The organism is Microcoleus asticus IPMA8, assembly GCF_013179805.1.
GTDB classification, from domain to species: domain Bacteria; phylum Cyanobacteriota; class Cyanobacteriia; order Cyanobacteriales; family Microcoleaceae; genus Microcoleus; species Microcoleus asticus.
The window spans coordinates 60,391-81,264 of record NZ_SRRZ01000009.1; the positions used below are offsets into that span (position 1 = coordinate 60,391).

A 20,874-nucleotide genomic window follows, 5' to 3' on the forward strand; every position below is an offset into this window, starting at 1 on the left:
GGCTCGAATGAAATAATACATGGAGACAGAAGGACGCGGAGAATGGCAAGAAACTATGGAGCATCGCCGCGTCCTCTTCGTCAATTAATCCAAAATCCAAAATTGATTAGTGTCCTGCCATACTCTTACCTATCTGAACAAAATCTGCATCTGCGATCGCACTTTCATAAGTAAAATTCCCGCCACTGATTACCAAAACCCGATCGGACAATTTCAGCAGTTCATCTAAATCTTCGCTCACCAGCAACACAGCTACTCCTCGGTTGCGAGCCTCAATAATCTGACCGTGAATATACTCCACAGCAGCAAAATCTAGACCAAAGCAAGGATTCGCGGCAATTAGTAACTTAATATGTTCGGCGGAGAGTTCCCGCGCTAGCACTGTGCGCTGTACATTTCCCCCCGACAGATTGCCTACAGGGGTATCTGGCGAAGGCGTTTTAATTTTGAAAGTATTAATTAAGCTCTTAGCCGCCTGCCTAATTTCTTTCAGGATGAGTAAGATACTTGCTTTAGCTTGAGGAGGGCGGTCAAACGTCCGCAGGGCTAAATTTTCTGCCACACTCATGTGTGGCACACAAGCATTATGAAGGGGTTCTTCTGGTAGTGCGAAGACCTGATGTTTAAACATCTCGGCTCGTGTTGCTGTATAAACTTCGCCATTGACCAGCACATCTCCACCTGTAGCAGAACGCTGACCTGCCAACACCTCCACCAGTTCCCGCTGACCGTTGCCAGAGATACCTGCAATCCCAACTATTTCGCCGCTGTGAACTGTGAGATTTACTCCTGTCAATACCTCCAGACCGTTGTCTTTATTGGCATGAAGGTCTTTAACTTCAAGGACAGGAATAGTCGTTGGGAGGGCTGTCTTTTCAACTTGTTTTGGCTCGCGCCTTTCACCCATCATCATTTCAGACATATCCGAGACAGTCAGATCCTTTACCAAACCCTGACCTGCAAACTTTCCTTTACGCAGCACCGTGATGCTATCGCAAAACGCCATCACTTCCCGGAATTTGTGGCTGATAATTAACACGCTTAATCTTCCGGCAGTAACTTCTGCGCGCAGTAGACCTAAAACCTCATCGGCTTCCTGCGGAGTAAGCACCGAAGTGGGTTCGTCCAGAATCAAGATCCGACTCTGAAGATATATCTGTTTAAGAATTTCTAGCTTTTGTTTTTCCCCGGCAGCTAATTGAAAGATTGGGGTATCTAGAGGAACTCGGAAAGGAGCAGTTTTCATAAAAGCCTTTAACCGCTCGTACTCGGCTTTCCAGTTAATCAAATTGGGGCTATCAAAGCGGGACAAAACCAGATTTTCGGCTACAGTCATCGCAGGCACAGAGGTGAAGTGCTGGTAAACCATGCCAATGCCGTACTTATGAGCATCGCGAGGACTTGCGATCGCAGTTTCCTGCCCATCAATCAAGACTTTGCCTGAAGTAGGAGTATAGAAACCCATGACACATTTAACAAGGGTACTTTTGCCTGCTCCGTTCTCGCCCAGCAAAGCATGAAATGTCCCTGGTTTTAGCGTCATCGAGAAATTATCAAGTGCAGTCATCGTGCCAAACCGCTTAGTCATGTTAACCACCTCTAGTTCTGGTGGTTGCAGAAAGTTTTGAGTTGTGAAGTTTGAGTTTTGAGTGTCTAGATAATTTTGAGTATTTAGTGCTGAGTTTTTGGCTAGAGAGTCTTTCACTTCTGTCATGTTTTTATCTCCTGTAAAGTTTTAAGTTTATCGGCTATTTATGAGATTTGATTCTTTAGTTAGATGGCGGGATTCATTTCAATGCTTGAACTATTTACTTTTTATTTCCTCAAAATTAAATACTTAAAGCTTTGATAAATGCTTCTGAATCAGCGACGGTTCCAAACACTCCTCCCTGCATCTGGATCATCTTGAGTGCCGCCAAATGGTTGCCATAATCTGTTGCGCCTGTACAGTCAGATAAGAGCAAACATTCATAACCGCGATCGTTTGCATCTCGCATTGTGGTATGGACGCAGACATCGGTTGTAATGCCAGCCAAGACAATATTTTGAATGCCTTTGCGTTTCAGTAAAAGATCTAGATCCGTAGCATAAAATGAACCTTTTCCAGGCTTATCAATCACCGCTTCTCCAGGCAAAGGCGCGAGTTCTGGAATGATTTCCCACCCGGCTTCACCTCGAACAAGAATTCTGCCACAGGGGCCGGGGTCGCCAATTCCGGCGTTAATTTGGCGCGATCGCCACTGCTTGTTTTCTGGTAAATCTGCTAAGTCGGGGCGGTGTCCTTCGCGGGTGTGCATGATATGGAAGTGCTTCGCCCGTGCGACTTCTAAGACTTGCTTGATTGGCTCAATAGGAGCGCGAGTCAGTGACAAGTCGTAGCCCATCTTATCAACATATCCACCAATGCCGCAGAAATCAATTTGCATATCAATTATCAGCAGCACCGTATTTTCTGGGCGCAAATCGCCATTGTAAGGATAAGGATATGGTTCAGCTTCTACAAAACGTCCCATGTTTATCTTCCTTGCGATAAATTCCTGTTTTACGTGTTAGTTCCTAAAGATCCAGGCGCGCCTGTCAAAGTTCGTTTCGGCGAACAAGTAATAATCATGATCGCCAGCGTCAGGATGTAGGGCGAAGCATTAAATAAGTAGTAATAGGAATCCACCCCTACTGATTGCAAAGCGGGGCCGATCGCCTGCGCTCCCCCAAATAGCAACGAGGCGTATAAGCACTGAACTGGATTCCAACGGGCGAAAATTACCAGCGCTACTGCCATGAGTCCTTGACCGCTAGAGATGCGTTCTGTCCAACTACCGGGATAGTAAAGGGATAAATAAGCACCACCAATTCCAGCTAGAAAACTGCCCGCGATAATGCAGAGCATACGAACTTTATTAATGGAGATTCCCATTGCTTTTGCAGCATCGGGACTATCTCCAACTGCACGAATGAATAACCCCCAGCGAGTTGATTTAAAGAACCACTGCATTAGAGGGGCGATCGCTACACCTAACAAAAATAGGGGACAAATTTGTAGCGCTGATTGCACCGGAGGCAGATGACTCCAAGCACCCAGAGGGAAACTAGGCAACTGGGGGGCACTTGGTTGAATAAAAGGTTTGCCAAAAAAGAAAGCAATGCCGCTACCAAAAATAATCATGGCGATGCCTACGGCAATGTCATTTACTTTTGGTTGTACGCACAGCCAAGCGTGGATAAAACCTAGTACCATGCCAGCTAGACCAGCGGCTAAAACACCTAACCAAGGCGATCCAGTCTGATAAGAAATAGCATAGGCACTCATCGCGCCCGTTAACAGTGTCCCTTCTAACCCCAAATTAATCTTGCCGCTTTTTTCCGTCAGGCATTCGCCCAAACTGACGAACAGAAACGGAGCGCTACCCCGCAAAGTTCCTGCCAAGATACCTAAAGGTACTCCCCACCAACCTAATACTTCTGCTGCCATTGTGGATTCCTCCGATTTGAGATTTTGGCTTAACGTATTGCTTAGACAGCGGCTACTGATGGTTGCTCGCTAGAAGGTGGCTGCTGAGGGCTATCGGTTGACCGTTCTTTGAAAAATGGCAAACGTCCGTAGAGCGATTCGCTATACAGAACTACCAAAAATACCAACCCTTGGAACACTAAAACCGTTGCATCGGGCAGTCCATGTGCCCGTTGCAAGATGCCACCACTAGCAAGAATGCCACCAAGCAGAATTGCCACAATAGTTGCAGCAAGAGGGTTGTGTCGAGCAATGAATGCAACTAAGATACCGCTGTAGCCATAGTTAGCATTAAGTGATTCGTTAGCTCGACCATGCACGGCTGCGACTTCCACCATGCCTGCCAAACCTGCACAAGAGCCAGCTAAGAAACAGATTGCCATTGTCAACTTGCCGACAGGAAGTCCGGCAATTCGAGCAGCGCGGATGTTACCTCCTGCTGTTCTAGCTGCAAAGCCAAATGTAGTGCGCTGGATCAGGAAGTAGGCGATCGCACAAGCAACCAACCCATAAATTAGACCGTAGTGAACGCGGGTTCCTGGAATATTTCCTAACATATTCACATCAGGAATCGGGTAACTAGAAATTTTATTGACACTGCTGGGGTCACGCATTACGCCGCCGACTAAATGATTCAGCAGGGCGATCGCAATATAGTTCAACAACAAGCTGCTAATTGTCTCATTCACTGCCCGGTAATAGCGCAAAGCTCCCACTGCACCAATCCACACACCTCCACAGACAATTCCTGCCAGCGCCATTGCAATTTGGACTAACGTCGGCGGTGCAGAAGATAAAGCCAGTCCAGTAGCTACAGCCCCCAGACCCCCAACTACTAAAGCGCCCTCGTTGCCGATAATCACCAACCCCAAACGGGCAGGCAAAGCCGTACACAGGGAACTCAACATCAAGGGTGCAGCCCTAATCAGGGTGTTTTGGAATGAATGCCAACTGCCAAACGCTGCTTTGTAGATTGAGGCATAGACAGCAAAGGGATTAGATCCAGCCGCAGCACAAAAAATTCCAAACAATACCAATGAGAAGAGGATGGCGGCGATCGGGATACAAACCGCTTCCAAAGTTGTACGCCAGTTTTGACGGTTAATCATCATCAGAATAAAAGATGAATTACTAAGAAAATGATGAGTGTTGAATTAAAAACTTGCTTGTATAGCAGTTGCCGACGGGCGTGAAATACTTTCTTAGCGAAAGGAAGGGGTATGTAGGGGCAAAGCTGCTCGCCCCTACTAAGCTAATCAGCGTTTAAGTTGTCCGCTATACAATTTTGAATGCACATCAGCTAATTAACTCGTAACTTTGCCGATGACGCCGGATGCCAGCCAATTAATCTTTTCTAGTTCTGCGTCTTGCTGCTTGTAATCCTTACCTTCAGCAATCACAACTTTCCCGGTATTATCTTTTATTTCCCCCTTATAAATGACCATACTGCCATCAAGAAACTTACTCTTAGCAGCATCAGCATCCTTTTTCGCTTCGGCCGTTACGGCGCTACCGTAGGGCGACAGCTTCAAAAAACCATCCTTCAAACCACCGCGTACTAAATGGGGAATGCCTCCGTTCATTAGCGTCTTGCCAGCATTAAGCATTTCAGCATACTTAGAATAGACATTCGTCCAGTCCCACTCGGCACCTGTTAAATATCCTTTGGACGCAAGTTGGGCTTGACTCGCATGGTAGCCAGTACAGAAAATGCCTCGTTTCTCAGCCGTTTCCATCACTACTTTGGGGCTATCTACGTGACAGGTAATTACATCAACACCCTGGTCAGCCATACTATTAGCAGCATCAGCTTCTTTAACAGGCAAAGACCAATCTCCTGTAAAAATCACCTGAGTTGTAACTTCTGGCTTAATGCTACGTGCCCCTAAGGTAAAGCTATTGATATTGCGTAATACTTGCGGTATAGGTTTAGCAGCAATAAATCCTAATTTTCCGGTTTTGGAAGCGTGGGCAGCAACAATGCCTGCTACGTACTCACCCTCATCAATGTAGCCAAAATAGCTGCCAACGTTATTTGGATGCTTACCTTCCTGATAAAGTCCACCGCAGTGGAAGAATTGTACTTCCGGGTAATCCTTTGCCAGTTTCAGAATATGCGGGTCAAAGTACCCGAAGGACGTAGGGAACAGAACCGTTGCCCCATCCTGTTCAATCATGTTCCTCATGGTTTCTTGTACCGCCGTAGTTTCAGGAACATTTGCTTCCTCTACTGTTTTTACCCAGGCTAATTTTGAAACCCCAGCGTTCCCTTCTGCTTGGGCTTGATTGTAGCCATAGTCATCTTTGGGACCAACATAAATAAATCCCATCACAATTGGCTTATCTTTGCCAGCCGAGTTTGCTTGAACCTCTTTAGCAGGACTACATCCAGTCCAAAGGCGCGATGTGACTGCAAACGCTGTAGTAGATAAAATCCCACGAATTACTTGACGCCGAGGTATAAACAATGACTTTTTGGTACTCATTCTCTATGTTCTCACTAAAAGTCTTTAAGAGGAATTCATAGCTAAGCTTTAACGCTTATACTTGCTGGAAATTGCTAGATATTCACGCTAAATTTGTCAGCTTTTAGTCTATATATTCAACAATGAGATCGAATGCGTTAATAACTATTTACATTCAAATCACATCTTGAATTTAATGTAGAAGATTCATGGTGAACCAAAACTAATTCTAATAAAAAATTAGTTTTTGCTGGAAATGTTGTTTTAGGAAAGTCTAATTTCCCAAAAATTAATGATGTTTATCATATCCCAATTACTTTTAGTGGCAAGTTTTTTTATAAAAACTTAATAATATTAGCCAAATTGTCTCCCAAAAAGTTCGCTAAAAACAAAATTTAACAATAATGTTCACCACAAACAAAAAATAATTTTTGAGTTCGGACACGCAACTAGCTTTTTAGTCTTGGACGCAACTTAAAAATAAGTCGAGGCTGAATCAAAAACAATAGAAATCGATATTATAAAATCAGAAAAACTGTCCTTGATTTCTAATAACAGTCAATAAGAGGTATTTTACAGCGTATTCCAGCTTTATGAAGTACACCGCGCTCTCACGGGGTTACTTTACAGTTCTGGCATCCTTACTGATTCTGTTCCATAAACCCGGTTTCTCGCGATCTACATCTACATGGAATATGCTGTATTTCTATGGGAGTTCTTTTGGGGTGGCTTTCTAGCCCGCCCCAAAGGTAAAAACTAAATGCAGTACAGCTTAGTTAGGACTTCAGTCCGAGCAAGTTTTATGAGGACTGAAGTGCTCACTACCAACTTTATAACGGTTATTATACCGGAGATAAAATTACAGATTGCCTTTAAGCCCGATCGCCGTAACAATAGTCCACGCATCCACCAACAGCAGCAGCAGCGTACATAAAAGTAAAATAAGATACATCCAAGGCTGAGACAAAGGGCGGACATCTCTAGTATCAATACCTGTTTTTGCTTCCACCAAACCGACTAATTTACCAAACCCAGCCACTCGCATTGGCAACAAATAACCTTCACCCGAATGACTCAAAAAATAGTAAACTAAACCTCCTTGACCGGTCGATCGAGGTTTGAGAGCTTTTACCTCAGTCCAAGGTAGCGACCAACCCTTGCGAAAAAAACGCGGAAACCACTTGGGATATGTGACTTCAATCCCTTCTTCGCTGACAATTACCCTTTCACTGAGCGCGCCGTACAGGCCCACAGCGCCGACAACAATTGCCGCCCAAAGTGCTGCCGGCGGAACGGGTGCTTTCGTTACTTCCGACAAAAACGGCAATGGAATTGTCAGGGCAGTGTACAAGCTCAACAGCGTGATTCTAATCAGGGGAGAAAGCCGGAATATCGCCGGCTCAAATACTGGGGCAGAGGATGGGGAAGAGGCGATCGGTTGTGCTGACATGGCTGAAATTCGAGAAGCTGTTTAATGATATTTTTGCACAGCTTTCGGACCCGCCAACAAAACTCAGGGAAATACGAAAAACCGGATAATATTTGCAGTCGCGAGTTTCGATCTAAAATTCATTTCAGAAACTTTGATTCTTAAGTGTTGAGTTTTTACCACTTTGCTGAAGTTGGAATTTTGAGCGCGGAGTTATCAATTTACTGACAATTTATAACTCAAAACTCACAACTCCGATTAATCGACGGCGGTTAGCGCCGGTACAGTCAAAGGTTCTGAGATTTCTCGGGATTTGGGGCGACCGGCCATTGCTGTTCGATCGCCCTGAACTGCCTCTGGGGATCTGCTAGAATTGACGTTTGAATAGGGGCCTTCGTTAATCTGCAAGCGATCGCAAGGAATTTTATCCGACAAAATTGCACTGGCCATCATCCCGGTGTGAATTTCCAATGCTGCGGCCGGCATCGCTTCAAACACTAAGCGCTGTCCGGGAAACACCACTCGTTCAAAGTACCAGTTAGGAATGTTGGCGATGCGAGCAATCTGAATCTGACTGGTGGCGTTGACGTAGCAGCACAGAATCTTGCTGTCGGTGTCTGAGGGTAGGGGGTCAAGAATTTGAGCCATAACTGCTGAGGGAGCCTTGCCTAAAAGTTTTAGTTATCTTCTCAGGCTAACACTAGGCGATCCCAGCCAACTGTAAAGCCGACTACCAACTCCCTAACACATTAGAGACAGATCGAACTTTAATTTATAATTTACTTGTATAAATATTGTTTTTTTGACCCCCAGGTTGGATATTCGGTCAATATACGCTGTATTTGCTTAAAAATGAGCTTTTTTTTGCTGCTGTCGCCGATCGACACCAACACGCTGGGCCTTGAGCCGAATAGAAAAATTTAAGAATATTTAATATCAAATTGCGAAAATTAGACAGATTGTAAAGTTATATTAAAAGAATATTAACATAGTAGAAAAAGTTCCTGTTTAGGATATGGCAATTATGGAAAGCCGAGAAAACCGAGTCCTGTACGTTCGCCTCCCTTGCAATCCGATTTTTCCGATCGGAGTTGTGTATCTTTCGGATCACGTACACAAGCTGTTTCCCGATGTCGAACAGCGCATTTTTGATTTAGGTGCGGTGCCCCCCCTGGATTTCGCTAAAGCTTTGGATGCCAGCATAGACGAGTTTAAGCCGACGCTGCTAGTTTTCTCTTGGCGGGACATTCAAATTTATGCGCCCGTGGGCGGCAGGGGCGGCAATCCGCTGCAAAATGCCTTCGAGTTTTACTATGCCAAAAATCTGCTGATCAAGTTCCGGGGAGCACTCGGAGGACTGCGTTTAGCCGCGTCTTACTACACCGAACTCTGGCGCAATTTGGGACTGATTAAGCGCGGATTGAAGCGGGCCCGGAAATACCGCCCCGAAGCTCGTGCAGTGGTCGGGGGCGGTGCTGTGAGCGTGTTTTACGAACAGTTGGGACGCAGTTTGCCGGCGGGAACTGTGGTTTCGGTGGGGGAAGGCGAAGCTTTGCTGGAGAAGTTGATTAAGGGCGAAGATTTGGCCGAGGAAAGGTGTTATGTGGTGGGAGAAACCGTGCCGCGCGCGAAGCTAATTCACGAAAAGCCAGCCAACATCGAGAAAACAGCCTGCAATTATAACTACATCGAAACGATTTGGCCGGAATTTTCCTATTATCTACAGGATATGGACTTCTACGTGGGAGTCCAAACCAAGCGCGGCTGTCCTCACAATTGCTGTTACTGCATTTATACGGTGATTGAAGGCAAGCAAGTGCGGATCAATCCGGCGGATGAGGTGGTGGCGGAGATTCGGCAATTGTACGATCGAGGTATCCGCAATTTCTGGTTTACCGACGCTCAATTTATCCCAGCACGCAAATTCATCGACGATGCAGTTGAATTATTGCAAAAAATTATCGCTGCCGGCATGGATGACATACACTGGGCCGCTTATATCCGTGCGGACAATCTCACACCCGAATTGTGCGATTTGATGGTAAAAACGGGGATGAATTACTTTGAAATCGGCATCACCAGCGGTTCCCAGGAACTGGTTCGCAAAATGCGAATGGGCTACAACTTGCGAGTAGTTTTGGAAAATTGTCGCGATTTAAAAGCAGCAGGTTACAACGATGTGGTTTCCGTAAATTACTCATTTAACGTCATTGACGAAACCTTTGAAACTATCCGGCAAACTATTGCTTATCACCGAGAATTAGAGCGAATTTTTGGCGCCGATAAAGTAGAACCAGCGATTTTCTTTATCGGGTTGCAGCCGCACACAATTTTGGAAGAATACGCCTTTAAAAAGGATATTCTGCAACCGGGGTACGATCCCATGAGTTTGATGCCTTGGACAGCGCGCAAGTTGCTGTGGAATCCCGAGCCTTTGGGTTCGTTTTTCGGGCAAATTTGTTTAGAAGCTTGGCAGCGCAATTCCAATGATTTCGGCCGCGAAGTGATGGCTATTTTGGAGGAAAAACTCGGCTGTGCGGATTTGGAAGAGGCATTAACCGCGCCTGTGGAAATCAAAGACAAACAGTTGGCAGCAGTTAATTAATTACCAAGTTCGCAGTCAGGACGACGGTTATTTTAAAAATGGGAAATGGAGAAAAAATGTATCTTCTGTTTCCCTTTTTTTTATTCACTAAATAGCTAAGCGCAAATCAACATTACCGTGTAACTGAGTCAATCGATTTTAGATTTTAGATTTTAGATTTTAGATTAAAGAATTGAAGCATTGACCCCACGCATAAATTCGGGGGATCCTTTATCAGATACAGGTTTTTTATTTCTGGACGCATGAATCCCGGGGCTTGTATCCTAGATGCTTTCGGTCAGTTCGCGATCGCATGGGAGGCGAGAAACCGGGTTTCTAGGAAAATCAAAGGTTTAGTAACGAGAAATATATGAAGAAACCCGGTTTCTCAGATCGGCGTGAACAAGTCATAAAATCTTAAAAATCTCCTCAATGCAAGAGATTGCTTTCCTTCGATCGCATTGACATACTTGTGTATTTTCACTGGTGTAAGGTGCACAGTTCGCACCTTACTTAAACCGACGGTGTACCGTGTTCCTGCATCTTTCACCTCTGATATTAAATATTATTAATATCCAGCAAAGATCGCTTAAGATGTAATTATATAGTTAAAACCAGGAGTGACAAGATGTTTTATAAAGATAGAGTTAAGGGCATTAAAGGAGTAGTTCTAGTTATGGCAGGCATTAGTGCGATTCCCTTCGGGATAGCTTCGCTTCACGGCTTTTTGACCGCTTCAGCACAAGCAACTGCATTAAATGAACCGATTGGGAAAGTTCTGGCGATCGCACCGAAGAATTTGGGGAATGATCGACCGCTGCAAATTGCTCAAGTTGAGGGATGTCCGAGGGCAGAAATGGTGCAATCTTTCGCAACGCCCAACTTTTCTATATACATTTGCAAAACCCAAGAAGGCGATATTTTTTACCGCGGCCTCAGCAAAATAAATGGCAGCCAAATCAATGTCATGCAAGTAACTACAGGTGACGACGGAACTTATGAAGCGACTAACGGCAATATTATCTATTCGATTAACCCCCAACGGCTGCAAGTCCGGCAGAATGGTAAGGTAATTTTGACCGAAGGTGTTCTCAAGTAGCACTAATTGTGATTCAACGATCGATCCTCTAAATTTAGGGTGTATTTTATTTAAGTGAAAAATTCAATACCAGCAAAAATATATTGATTCCTTAATAATCAAAGAGAATCAGTGGTAACGGTTATAAAATTGACTAACTTTTATTCAAATACCTCTCAATCAGGACGATCGCCACAATATCATCCACTGGTCTAGGCGGCGTCCGCATTCCCTGGGGAATCAAGCGGTCGAGTCCCGTCGGAGGGTACATTTGCCAGTAGCGTTCCTTGGCTTCCAAACTGCTGTACCTCTCGTCCACTCGAACAATTTTGAGCGCAGGCGACAAACTCTGCGTCAATTTTTGTTTCCAACTCTTAGAAGTCGTTTGATCTCCGAGCACCAATAACTCAATTGAAAACTGTTCGCACAGAGATTGAATAGTCGAAATTGCACTCTCGGAGGGTACAACTTCATGGTAGGAAACATTGTTATCTGTACTCATGACGGCGATACCGCACTTGTCTTTACCTGGATCGAAACCTAAAATCATAGTCATATCAATTAAAAAAAATATTGCTACAATCCTCAATTTTATACCAATTATTAAAAGTCAAAGGGAACCGTAGGGACACGGCAATGCCGTGTCCTAATCCCCGCGCCGGACACGGCATTGCCGTGTCCCTACAGATGCTCGCATACAATCTATATTGCCGTGTCCTAATCCCCGCGCCGGACACGGCATTGCCGTGTCCCTACAAATGCTCGCATACAATCTATCTGTTTCACTAATTTTTAGAATTGGTATCAGTTACCACTTACCAGTTACCACTTACCAGTTACCAAATTTATTTTTTAATTTTCAAGTCTCCTTGGCCTTGATTCTGTTGTCCGGTGCGGAAAACAACGGCTCCGTTTTCACGAGCAACTAAATCTATTTTAAGCGGGCCGGCGATGTAAGTGACATCTGCGGCGATCGCCTGAACATCCACCTGTTTCTCGTACTGCTGCAACCGCTCGATAAAATTAGCTAAAGTTTCAACCCGATTGTCGGCCACTTGGACTCTACCGCCGACAACGCCGATCAGGCGAGCGCGAAATTGACAAGCTTCTATCAATTGCAGCAACTGCTGCCGCACCTGTTCGTCGGTCAAAGTCACCGGATCGACAGCAACCCCTGCAATTACATCTCCAGCCCGGAACACAACTCGATTGATTTCTGCTTCTGCAAATACCTTAATTACCTTTTCTTCCCGCAGGTAATTAGCGCCGGCGACAATCCGCACCACGTAGTCTTGCCCGTCTTTAATCTGACTAATTAGTTGATCGATTTCTGCTTTAGTAATTTGAATAACCTGGTCTCTAACCTTCCTATTTTCCGGCTGCATGAGTCCGACGGTGGTTTTATTTGCTTCTCGCAAAAGTCGATCGATCGCGCCACTTGCCATACCGGGTTCGATAATACGAACGACGCCAGCAGCTAAAATTTGACCGCGCCTGATGGCAACTGTACCCTCGCGAATTGCCTGAAAGTCCCGTTCCAAAACTTGCACTTGCTGCTGCAATAAAGTTTGTTGCTGTTCGAGTTGAGCTTGTTGCTGTGCCAAGGTTTCTAAGAGTGCTTCCCTCTCGGCAATTACTTTGTCGCGCTCGACAATTATTCGATCGCGCTCGGCGAGATTTTGCACCCGCTGGGCAATTTCCTTGTCTCGCTGGGCAATTAGTTCGTTGCGATCGACAATTTCTGCGTCTCGCTTGGCAATTTCTCGCTCTCGCTTGGCAATTTCTGCGTCTCGCTTGGCAATTTGAGCTTTTACCTGCTCTCGCTGCTCGATTAACTGTTGCCGTTCCTGTTGCAGTTGGGCAATTTCCGAGCCTAAAGTCGTTTTTTGAGCAGAAACAGTTTTTAATTGGTTCTCAGTGCGATCGAGCTGAGCTTTTGTACTCGATCGGGCCGTTTCAACCAGTTTCAATTGTTCTTCGGTGCGGGATTTAGCCGCTTCCACACTGCTGAGCTGTTCTTCTGTCTGAGATTTAGCCGCTTCTACCTGACTTAACTGCTGTTCAGTTTTAGACTTGGCTGCTTGCACGCTGTTAAGCTGGGCCCGCAGCGAGTTTAATTTTGTTTGCGTCCGAGCTTGCTCGGCATTAGCGGCTTGGAGGGATTGATTAATTTGCTCTAAATTGGCTCTAGCTTGCGCTTGAGCGGCTCTGGCTTGAGCTAATTCAGTTTCAACTCGATTTTTTTCTTGAGTGGCCTGGTTGATTTCTCTGCGCGCGTTGTTGAGCCTTTTTTGAATCTCGTCTATTCTAAAAACTCCCGTTCGCAGCGGCTTGCTAGTAGCAAACAAAATGCCCAGAGTCAGTGCTGACAAGATGCTGCCGGCCATCACTGTCACCACAACAGCAGTATCGCGGGGGCGAAGCTTGAACAAGCTCAACCTTGCCTTGCCGACTTTCGTCCCAAGGCGATCGCTGACAGTGGCGATCACACCCCCCAACACTAAAATTACAAATACCAGGATGTATCCAGCAGTCATTCCGATTTTAGATTTTGGATTTTGGATTTTGGATTGAATCTAAAATCCAAAATCCAAAATCCGATACTTTCTCGGCATCAAGTGAATTGCTGGCTTAAGGCCACCGGGTTGTGGACTGTGATCTTTTTCTTGTGGATCGAGATCATTGTTTCTTGCCTGAGATCCCCCAGCAAACGAGTCACCGTTACCCGTGTCGAGCCGATCGCTTCGGCGATGGCCTGGTGGGACAGCTTCAAATCAATCGTAATCCCCTCTGTACCGGGTACGCCAAAGTCCCGGCACAGAATCAGCAAAAAGCTGACGAGTCTCGAACCCATATCTCGGTGGGCCAGCGTTTCGATCATCATCTCGGTTTGCAAAATCCGAGACGACAGTCCCCGCAGCATCACCATCGACAGTTCCGGGTCTTCCTTGAGCGCTTTCTCGACTTGTTCGATCGGCAGCGAGATCAATTCCACCGGCGTAAAGGCTACCGCGTGGTAAAACCTGTCCGATCGGTGTCCCGTAATCAAAGACAGCACCCCAAATACGCTATTTTCGCGCAGGAGGGCGACTGTAATTTCTTCCCCTGCTTCGTACACCCTAGAGAGCTTCACAGCACCTCTAATGAGAACGTAGACGCGCTCAGCCGGGTCTCCAGGGAAAAAAATTGTCTTGCCCCGTTCAAAGGTTTCCACAATGGGTGGAAACGCCCCGCCGCTGATTTGGCGGAACACGGCTGCTAGCGGTCTATCATGCGTCACGACTAGATCCTTTGTACTAATCAATACTTTATAACTTGCCGATTAAGCTTATTGAGTAAATATACTTCCCAACCTCCAATATGCAAGGATTCTGTTACTTCCATCTAATGTTAAGGTAAACACACGCTGTATGATTAAATCTAGCCCTTCTCTTAACTTTTTCAATTCCGCCTCCATGTAGCTCCACAGCAAAATTAATATCAATTGTGTCTCAATTGTGTCTCACTTGTGCCTCAATTGTGTCTGAATCAGTTAAATCTGAATCAGTTGTGTCTCAACAGGCGGGGTTGTCGCATAGAGCCAATGAGAACGGTGCAAGTTGCTTCTAGAAGAAATACAGATGATAGATTTGACCGGAAAAAATGCTCTTGTTACGGGCATTGCCAACAATCGCTCGATCGCCTGGGGCATAGCTCAGCAGCTCCACAAAGCTGGGGCCAATCTCGGCATAACTTTTTTGAAGGACGAGAAAGGCAAGCACGAGCGCAAAGTCGCAGAACTGGTGGAACCGCTCAATCCAAGTCTGTATTTGCCCTGCAATGTCCAAGACGAGAGCGAAATTGAGTCCACTTTTCAAACCATCGCCGACAAGTGGGGCAAGTTAGATATCCTAATCCACTGTCTGGCTTTTGCCGGCAAGGACGAGTTGTCGGGAGATTTCACCAACACCTCGCGCCAAGGTTTCTCCAATGCTTTAGATATTAGCGCTTACTCGCTGGTGCGGCTTTGTGCTGCTGCTAAACCCCTGATGGCCGAGGGCGGCAGTATTGTGACCCTGACTTATTTGGGTGGCGTCCGGGTAGTTCCTAATTATAATGTGATGGGAATTGCTAAGGCGGCTTTGGAAATGAATGTTCGCTATCTAGCTGCTGAACTCGGCCCGTTAAATATTCGGGTAAATGCGATTTCTTCAGGCCCAATTCGGACTCTTGCTTCGTCAGCAGTTGGGGGTATTCTGGACATGATCCACCACGTTGAGGAAGTGGCGCCGCTGCGGCGGACGGTGACTCAGCAGGAAGTGGGAAATGCTGCGGCTTTTCTGTGCAGCAATCTCGCTAGCGGAATTACGGGTCAAGTTTTGTATGTCGATGCCGGTTACGAAATCATGGGAATGTAACGGTAGTCGAGAGTTTTGAGTTATGTAGGGGCGGGTTTAGACAATAAACTTTTACTTTAACAAGTAAGTTTTATTCAACAACCGCCCCTTTCGATAGTTTTGAGTTTTGCATAATTCTCTTAACTAAACACTTGAGAATCAGCGCCGATCAAGCTCTAATCTTCAATTACTAATTATCAATAACTAATGAATGACCAATTGCGAATTATGGAGATAATCGATCGCCCTTCTGTGCCTCCTGCAAGTTCAGTTCAACCAGGTAGGGCCGCCTTAGTGAAACGCACGACACTGGAAACGGATGTCACGGCCAGCCTCAATCTCGACGGTGTGGGAACTTGCAAGGCCTCTACGGGGATTCCGTTTTTAGACCATATGTTGCACCAGATTGCTTCTCACGGATTGATCGATTTGGACGTGCAGGCGATCGGGGATTTGGAGATTGACGACCACCACACGAACGAGGATGTGGGAATTACGTTAGGCCAAGCGCTAGCAAAAGCTGTCGGGGATCGATCGGGCATTTCTCGCTTCGGGCATTTCATCGCACCTTTGGATGAAGCTTTAATTGAAGTAGTGCTAGACTTTTCGGGACGGCCTCACTTAAGTTACAGCTTGGAAATTCCCAACCAGCGGATCGGCACTTACGATACTGAATTAGTGAAAGAGTTTTTTTCGGCGGTGGTGAACCACACTCAGATGACACTGCACATTCGACAGTTGCAGGGGGGAAATTCTCATCACATTGTAGAAGCGGCGTTTAAAGCATTTGCGCGAGCTCTGCGGATGGCGGTAGAAATCGATCCCCGGCGCGCCAGTCGGATTCCGAGTTCTAAAGGAGTTTTGTAGTATGTGGTTTGTAGTAGCGTTTGGGCGCTACTACGAACCTGTAAATCAAAATAGGGATATCACTCTCGGATTTTTGAGCATTACTCAGTTAATATATTTCGCATTGATGAGGTAAAGCTACAAATATTTCTGAAAGTAACGGCTCCTTTAACACCTATAAAAGGCTTCACAATGCTATGTCTAGAATTAGCTAAAGGTAGCATAAAATTCACAATAGCATACTTTTCATTGTCTGAGGTAATATCTGTTTCTAAAGTATATAATTGAAAAATGCTACTATTAAAAATTTGAAAAGGGCTTTCTAAAGCTGCCAACTCTTGGTCAGAAAGCTCAATGTATTGTTCAAAGGTTTTGATAAGAGCGCATAAATCTTCAACCTCAATTGGTTTGGGCACAGAACTGATGGAAAATTCAACAAGCTGAGTCGTGTCAATGCTTAAGACGATAAATAGATTAACAACATTTTGAGTAGACAGAAGTTTTCTTATATAAAAAGTAATCAGGTATCCGTCAGCCTCAAGACAACATTTATTCGCCTCCTTTAATTTCGGTAGATTTGAAGGAGAGGGCATATATGAAGCTCTTCTGGCTTCCTTAAGAGCTTCCATCTCTTTTGTCACATTACACACCCACTCTAAAATTTTTTTTTCTTCTTCTTTAGACTTCCCTAATTTTATTTCAAAATCATTGATGACTATCGCGTTACAAGCTTCATTCAATAAATTCTGCAATAGACACATTTCCTGAAACAAAAAGCTAATTGTCATCAAGCTTTCACCGGACTGTTTAATCTCTTGAAGAATACATTCAAAAAAACCTCTAGCCTGTCTGGGAGATACAGCCACTCTTGTTGTAAAACTATGTGGTATTACCTGTTGCACTTCCTGAACAAGTTTCAGGAAAAATTCCACTTCTTCGATCGATAACTGAATCGCAACGTTGTTATATGCTATTGTAGCAACCTTCATCATAATTAAAACCCTATTTTAAATATTATTTAAATGAAAAGAGAAAGCTGTTGAATTATTTCTCGTCCTCTAACTCTATCGCCCTTAATTACCTGACAAAGGTATTGACCGATCGCCTCTCCCAATAATACCGCAACTGCATTCCCAATTTGTCGGTATTTAGAAGCAGTCGATCCATAAAAAACCCAATCGTCTGGAAACGTTTGAATTCGGGCGCACTCCCTGACGCTCAAAGGGCGCAATTCATCGGGATGACACATATCTGTAGCCTTTTGATGGGGACTCGTTGTGACAGTAGGCGACGGTTTATCCCATGCCAAGCGCCGATAAAAACCCACTTTACCGCCTTCAGATTTATAAGCTCCTCCCATTGCTTCTTGTTGTAATTCGCTGGGTAAATCCCTCCAGTTTTGACCTGCTGTTAACAGGCGCAAATACTTGAGGCGACTTTCTGAGTAAGGGACAAATTCTGGCTGAGAATCTACTAAATCTTTTAATCCTTCTCTAAGCGTCAGCCATTTGGTTTTTTTACCAATACCTTTTTGACTGTAATTTGGGAGCGGCAAAGTAACTAAATCATTACCTTTATAACCAATAAAAATTACTCTTTCTCTAACTTGAGGAACGCCGTAATCAGCAGTATTGAGCAAATCATACACAACTTCATAACCAATGCGTTTCATTTCTGCCAAAATCACTTGTAAAGCTGCACCGGGCATCTCATCAGCTTCTAACTGGGGGCAACCTAAACCTCTGCGATCGTGAGGTCGGTGTCGAATCGGAGCTGACAGCAACCCCTTAACATTTTCCATGATAAAAAAGCGCGGTTGGATTTCGTCAACAATGCGTATGAAATCCATAAATAAGCTGCCGCGCGGATCGCCTACAGACCCGCGTTTTCCGGCTGTGCTGAAGGATTGGCACGGGGGACCACCAGTCACTAAATCTACTTCATCAGCGCGCAGAGGCCTATCTAAACCTAAGATTTGTCCGCCTTCTTGTAAGAGAGTTTGGGCGCTGACTTCGCAAATATCTCTCGGTACAGCAGATACGGATAAATGACGACGATTTAGAGAGATTGTTTTGGTAGCATCAGGTTCGATTTCTACTAAACTTACTGTCTGAAATCCTGCTTGTTCTAGACCTAAATCTAAACCGTATGCTCCAGCAAAGAGACTAATAGTTATCGGTTGGTTGTTAATCACAGGTTTTGCCTCAAGACTAGATATTGCTGGAAGGAAAATTGTACTTTACTAAAATCCAAAAGCAAGAGCATCAAGCATATGCTTACCCTTCTCCCGCCCAATTCCTTGATATATATCCAAAAGTTCTTCGTAAGCAGTCTCTCCCCCTATAATATTCCAAAACTCATGTCCCATAATGACAGCTTGTTCAAAGGGCGTGTACTTCCTTGCCACTGACCATTTATAATCTGAACGATTTGGTCCGTAAGAATTGTAAGCCATAGCATAATAAGATTGAGCATCGGGCCGAGACAGTCCGCACAGTAAATGATATCTCAGCAGGCGTTGAATTACCTCCAAGCATTGTCCTTTGTTGGGTTTCGATCGTTTAATTTCAATTCAAATAAAAATTTGCTCCCGTCATGGGATAGCACATACAAATCTGCTTTGACCGATCGCCTAACTAAATGGTTCGTTTTTTGAGCCTCAAGAACAGCTTCTATCATTTCTTCAAAAGCAGGTTTATTTCCATTTTTGCCTGCTGACTGTTCAAATAGCCCTATCTGACGCTCAATTTCATTGATAGCCTCTATGCTAACTTCGCCAGAAATTTCATAGTTTCTGCTTGCTTCTAGGTGATGTTCCAAAGCAATGAGTTTTGCACATTCTTCATAAGTTGTGCCCAAGCTGCTGCTGAAACCTCTTTCAAACTCGTTAATCCGTAGCAACTCTGACGGGACGATCGCACGCAGTCCCGGCAAGCCCTGGGTTTTTTAGTTTGTGACCCCTGGGATGACTGGCGTTGGTGAGGAAACTTGACAAGCACCGACCGCACAACTTCTGTTAATTTTGCTAGATTGGGGCGCAGTCTAAAAAATCAACCCGATGGATTCACTAACTTTTTTGCAGAGCATCAAGCTGACAGCGACAAGACAGGAGACTCTTGCCCAATCGGAATCTGAATAGTAAACTCTGTTCCCCTGCCTGGTGCAGAAATACACCCCAAGCTTCCCCGGTGTTTTTCCACTACAATTTGCCAGCTAATCGACAACCCAATCCCTGTGCCCTTACCGGGGGGTTTTGTCGTAAAAAACGGGTTAAATACGTGGCGACGAACCTCTTCCGAGATGCCTGGCCCATTGTCCACAATTCGGACAGCTACGCAATTGCTGCTTGTTACTTCTGTGCTAATCCGAATCACGCTAGGATTTGCTTTAATTTCTTCTAGCGATCTCTGCGTGTTCCACTCGTCAATAGCATCGATCGCATTTGCAAGTACATTCATAAATACCTGATTCATTTCTCCCCCATAACAGTCCACTTCGGGCAGGTTTGGGCAATAGTCCCGCACCACTTCAATCGAGGGGCGGTCTGACTTAAATTTTAGCCTGCTCTGTAAAATCATCAGCGTGCTGTCTATGCCTTCGTGAAGGTTGACCGATCTCATTTCATATCCTTCTTGCCGTGCGAAGAGGCGCAAAGATAAAACGATTTCGCGGATGCGATCGGCTCCTAAGTACATCGATTTGAACAATTTAGGCAAGTCGTCTTTGAGATAATCTAGCTCGCTTGTTGCGATTTCTGCTTGTATATCTGGAGCCGGATTAGGATAGTGCTTTTCGTAGAGGTCAAGGATAGTGACCAAAGCTTTTGAATATTCCAGAGCATAGGAAAGATTTCCATAAATAAAATTAATTGGATTATTGATTTCATGAGCTACGCCAGCTACGAGTTGGCCTAGCCCGGACATTTTTTCGCTCTGAATGAGCTGGCTTTGCACCTGCTTGAGTTCGTGGAGGGAATTTTCGAGCTGTAGGGCTTTGTGCCGCTCTCGCGCTTCCGATGCTTGCAAAGCTGCTTCTGCAAGCTTGCGTTCAGCAGCCTCCTGCTTGAGGCGTTGATTCGTTTGGGAAAGTTCAGCGGTGCGCTCTTCTACTCGCGTCTCTAGCTCTTGTGCCAAAACTTGTAAGTCGGCTTGCGCTCGCTCGCGCTCGACAATTTGCGCCTGAAGCTGTTTAGTTAGATTGCGCAGATTCAGGTGCGTGATAGCCCGAGCTAAAACTTCTTCGTGTTGAAGGGGCTTAGTGATATAATCAACTCCCCCCACATTAAAGCCTTTGACTTTGCTTTCTGTATCGTCCAGCGCGGTCATAAAAATGACTGGGATATCTTTAGTTAAGTCATTCGCTTTCAGATTTTGACAGGTTTTAAATCCGTCCATTTCTGGCATCAGAACATCCAACAAAATTAAATCCGGCTGGGAATATTGCACTTTTTTGAGAGCGCTAGACCCACTGCGAGCTACCCAAACAGTGAAGCCAGATGCGGTCAAAAAATCCAATACTGAACCCAGATTAGTGGGCGTATCATCCACAATTAAAATGGTTCCTCTGTCTAAAGATTCGCTAGTCATTT

The 20,874-nt window shown here is 45.1% G+C and carries 19 protein-coding genes; 4 read left to right on the forward strand and 15 right to left on the reverse strand.

The features are described from left to right. Positions 1-106: 106 nt before the first annotated feature. The 7 genes from E5S67_RS03925 to E5S67_RS03955 form a co-directional block, all read right to left on the reverse strand. Positions 107-1,714 (reverse strand): ABC transporter ATP-binding protein, encoded by a 1,608-nt coding sequence (locus tag E5S67_RS03925; protein ID WP_172185701.1) that lies wholly within the window; start codon positions 1,712-1,714, stop codon positions 107-109. 115 nt (positions 1,715-1,829) lie between these two features. Further along, positions 1,830-2,513, reverse strand: coding sequence for a biuret amidohydrolase (gene biuH, locus E5S67_RS03930; protein WP_172185703.1), 684 nt, complete (start codon positions 2,511-2,513; stop codon positions 1,830-1,832). A gap of 29 nt (positions 2,514-2,542) precedes the next feature. Next, on the reverse strand, positions 2,543-3,469 hold the full coding sequence (locus E5S67_RS03935; RefSeq protein ID WP_172185705.1) for an ABC transporter permease: 927 nt from the start codon (positions 3,467-3,469) through the stop codon (positions 2,543-2,545). Positions 3,470-3,510: 41 nt separating this feature from the next. Further along, positions 3,511-4,620 carry an ABC transporter permease gene (locus E5S67_RS03940; RefSeq protein WP_246276617.1) on the reverse strand — a complete coding sequence of 370 codons (1,110 nt, stop codon included), beginning with the start codon at positions 4,618-4,620 and terminating at the stop codon, positions 3,511-3,513. 192 nt (positions 4,621-4,812) lie between these two features. Further along, the gene (locus E5S67_RS03945) at positions 4,813-5,994 is read right to left on the reverse strand and encodes a BMP family ABC transporter substrate-binding protein (protein WP_172185707.1); all 1,182 of its coding nucleotides are present in this window, start codon (positions 5,992-5,994) and stop codon (positions 4,813-4,815) included. Between the two features lie 838 nt (positions 5,995-6,832). Then, on the reverse strand, positions 6,833-7,423 hold the full coding sequence (locus tag E5S67_RS03950) for a hypothetical protein (protein WP_172185709.1): 591 nt from the start codon (positions 7,421-7,423) through the stop codon (positions 6,833-6,835). A 237-nt stretch (positions 7,424-7,660) separates the two neighbouring features. Further along, positions 7,661-8,050, reverse strand: coding sequence for a DUF1830 domain-containing protein (locus tag E5S67_RS03955; protein WP_172185711.1), 390 nt, complete (start codon positions 8,048-8,050; stop codon positions 7,661-7,663). Between the two features lie 376 nt (positions 8,051-8,426). Here E5S67_RS03955 and E5S67_RS03960 point away from each other — a divergent pair, with 376 nt between their 5' ends. Then, positions 8,427-10,007 carry a photosystem II high light acclimation radical SAM protein gene (locus E5S67_RS03960; protein WP_172185714.1) on the forward strand — a complete coding sequence of 527 codons (1,581 nt, stop codon included), beginning with the start codon at positions 8,427-8,429 and terminating at the stop codon, positions 10,005-10,007. A 607-nt stretch (positions 10,008-10,614) separates the two neighbouring features. Continuing rightward, positions 10,615-11,085 carry a hypothetical protein gene (locus E5S67_RS03965; protein ID WP_172185716.1) on the forward strand — a complete coding sequence of 157 codons (471 nt, stop codon included), beginning with the start codon at positions 10,615-10,617 and terminating at the stop codon, positions 11,083-11,085. 133 nt (positions 11,086-11,218) lie between these two features. On the opposite strand, the gene E5S67_RS03970 is transcribed toward E5S67_RS03965, so the two are convergent. From E5S67_RS03970 to ntcA, 3 genes are all read right to left on the reverse strand, one after another. Further along, positions 11,219-11,614, reverse strand: a complete 396-nt coding sequence (locus E5S67_RS03970; RefSeq protein ID WP_172185742.1) for a pre-16S rRNA-processing nuclease YqgF — start codon at positions 11,612-11,614, stop codon at positions 11,219-11,221. Between the two features lie 295 nt (positions 11,615-11,909). Then, positions 11,910-13,601, reverse strand: a complete 1,692-nt coding sequence (locus E5S67_RS03975) for a DUF3084 domain-containing protein (RefSeq protein ID WP_172185718.1) — start codon at positions 13,599-13,601, stop codon at positions 11,910-11,912. 77 nt (positions 13,602-13,678) lie between these two features. After that, positions 13,679-14,344: a global nitrogen regulator NtcA gene (gene ntcA, locus E5S67_RS03980; protein ID WP_006634020.1), complete on the reverse strand. Its 666-nt coding sequence runs from the start codon at positions 14,342-14,344 to the stop codon at positions 13,679-13,681. A 340-nt stretch (positions 14,345-14,684) separates the two neighbouring features. Here ntcA and fabI point away from each other — a divergent pair, with 340 nt between their 5' ends. Further along, positions 14,685-15,461 carry an enoyl-ACP reductase FabI gene (gene fabI, locus E5S67_RS03985; protein WP_172185720.1) on the forward strand — a complete coding sequence of 259 codons (777 nt, stop codon included), beginning with the start codon at positions 14,685-14,687 and terminating at the stop codon, positions 15,459-15,461. 207 nt (positions 15,462-15,668) lie between these two features. Further along, the gene (hisB, locus tag E5S67_RS03990) at positions 15,669-16,307 is read left to right on the forward strand and encodes an imidazoleglycerol-phosphate dehydratase HisB (protein WP_172185744.1); all 639 of its coding nucleotides are present in this window, start codon (positions 15,669-15,671) and stop codon (positions 16,305-16,307) included. An 80-nt stretch (positions 16,308-16,387) separates the two neighbouring features. On the opposite strand, the gene E5S67_RS03995 is transcribed toward hisB, so the two are convergent. The 5 genes from E5S67_RS03995 to E5S67_RS04015 form a co-directional block, all read right to left on the reverse strand. Next, positions 16,388-17,278 (reverse strand): flavodoxin, encoded by an 891-nt coding sequence (locus tag E5S67_RS03995; protein WP_172185722.1) that lies wholly within the window; start codon positions 17,276-17,278, stop codon positions 16,388-16,390. 26 nt (positions 17,279-17,304) lie between these two features. Next, the gene (locus E5S67_RS04000) at positions 17,305-18,480 is read right to left on the reverse strand and encodes a DNA (cytosine-5-)-methyltransferase (protein ID WP_172185724.1); all 1,176 of its coding nucleotides are present in this window, start codon (positions 18,478-18,480) and stop codon (positions 17,305-17,307) included. Between the two features lie 48 nt (positions 18,481-18,528). Continuing rightward, complete coding sequence (locus tag E5S67_RS33115; RefSeq protein WP_246276618.1) at positions 18,529-18,819, reverse strand: TdeIII family type II restriction endonuclease; 291 nt, start codon at positions 18,817-18,819, stop codon at positions 18,529-18,531. Beyond that, on the reverse strand, positions 18,810-19,220 hold the full coding sequence (locus tag E5S67_RS33120; protein ID WP_172185726.1) for a TdeIII family type II restriction endonuclease: 411 nt from the start codon (positions 19,218-19,220) through the stop codon (positions 18,810-18,812). The genes E5S67_RS33115 and E5S67_RS33120 overlap by 10 nt, the downstream gene beginning before the upstream one ends. A 152-nt stretch (positions 19,221-19,372) precedes the next feature. Next, complete coding sequence (locus E5S67_RS04015; protein ID WP_172185728.1) at positions 19,373-20,872, reverse strand: hybrid sensor histidine kinase/response regulator; 1,500 nt, start codon at positions 20,870-20,872, stop codon at positions 19,373-19,375. Positions 20,873-20,874 lie beyond the last annotated feature (2 nt).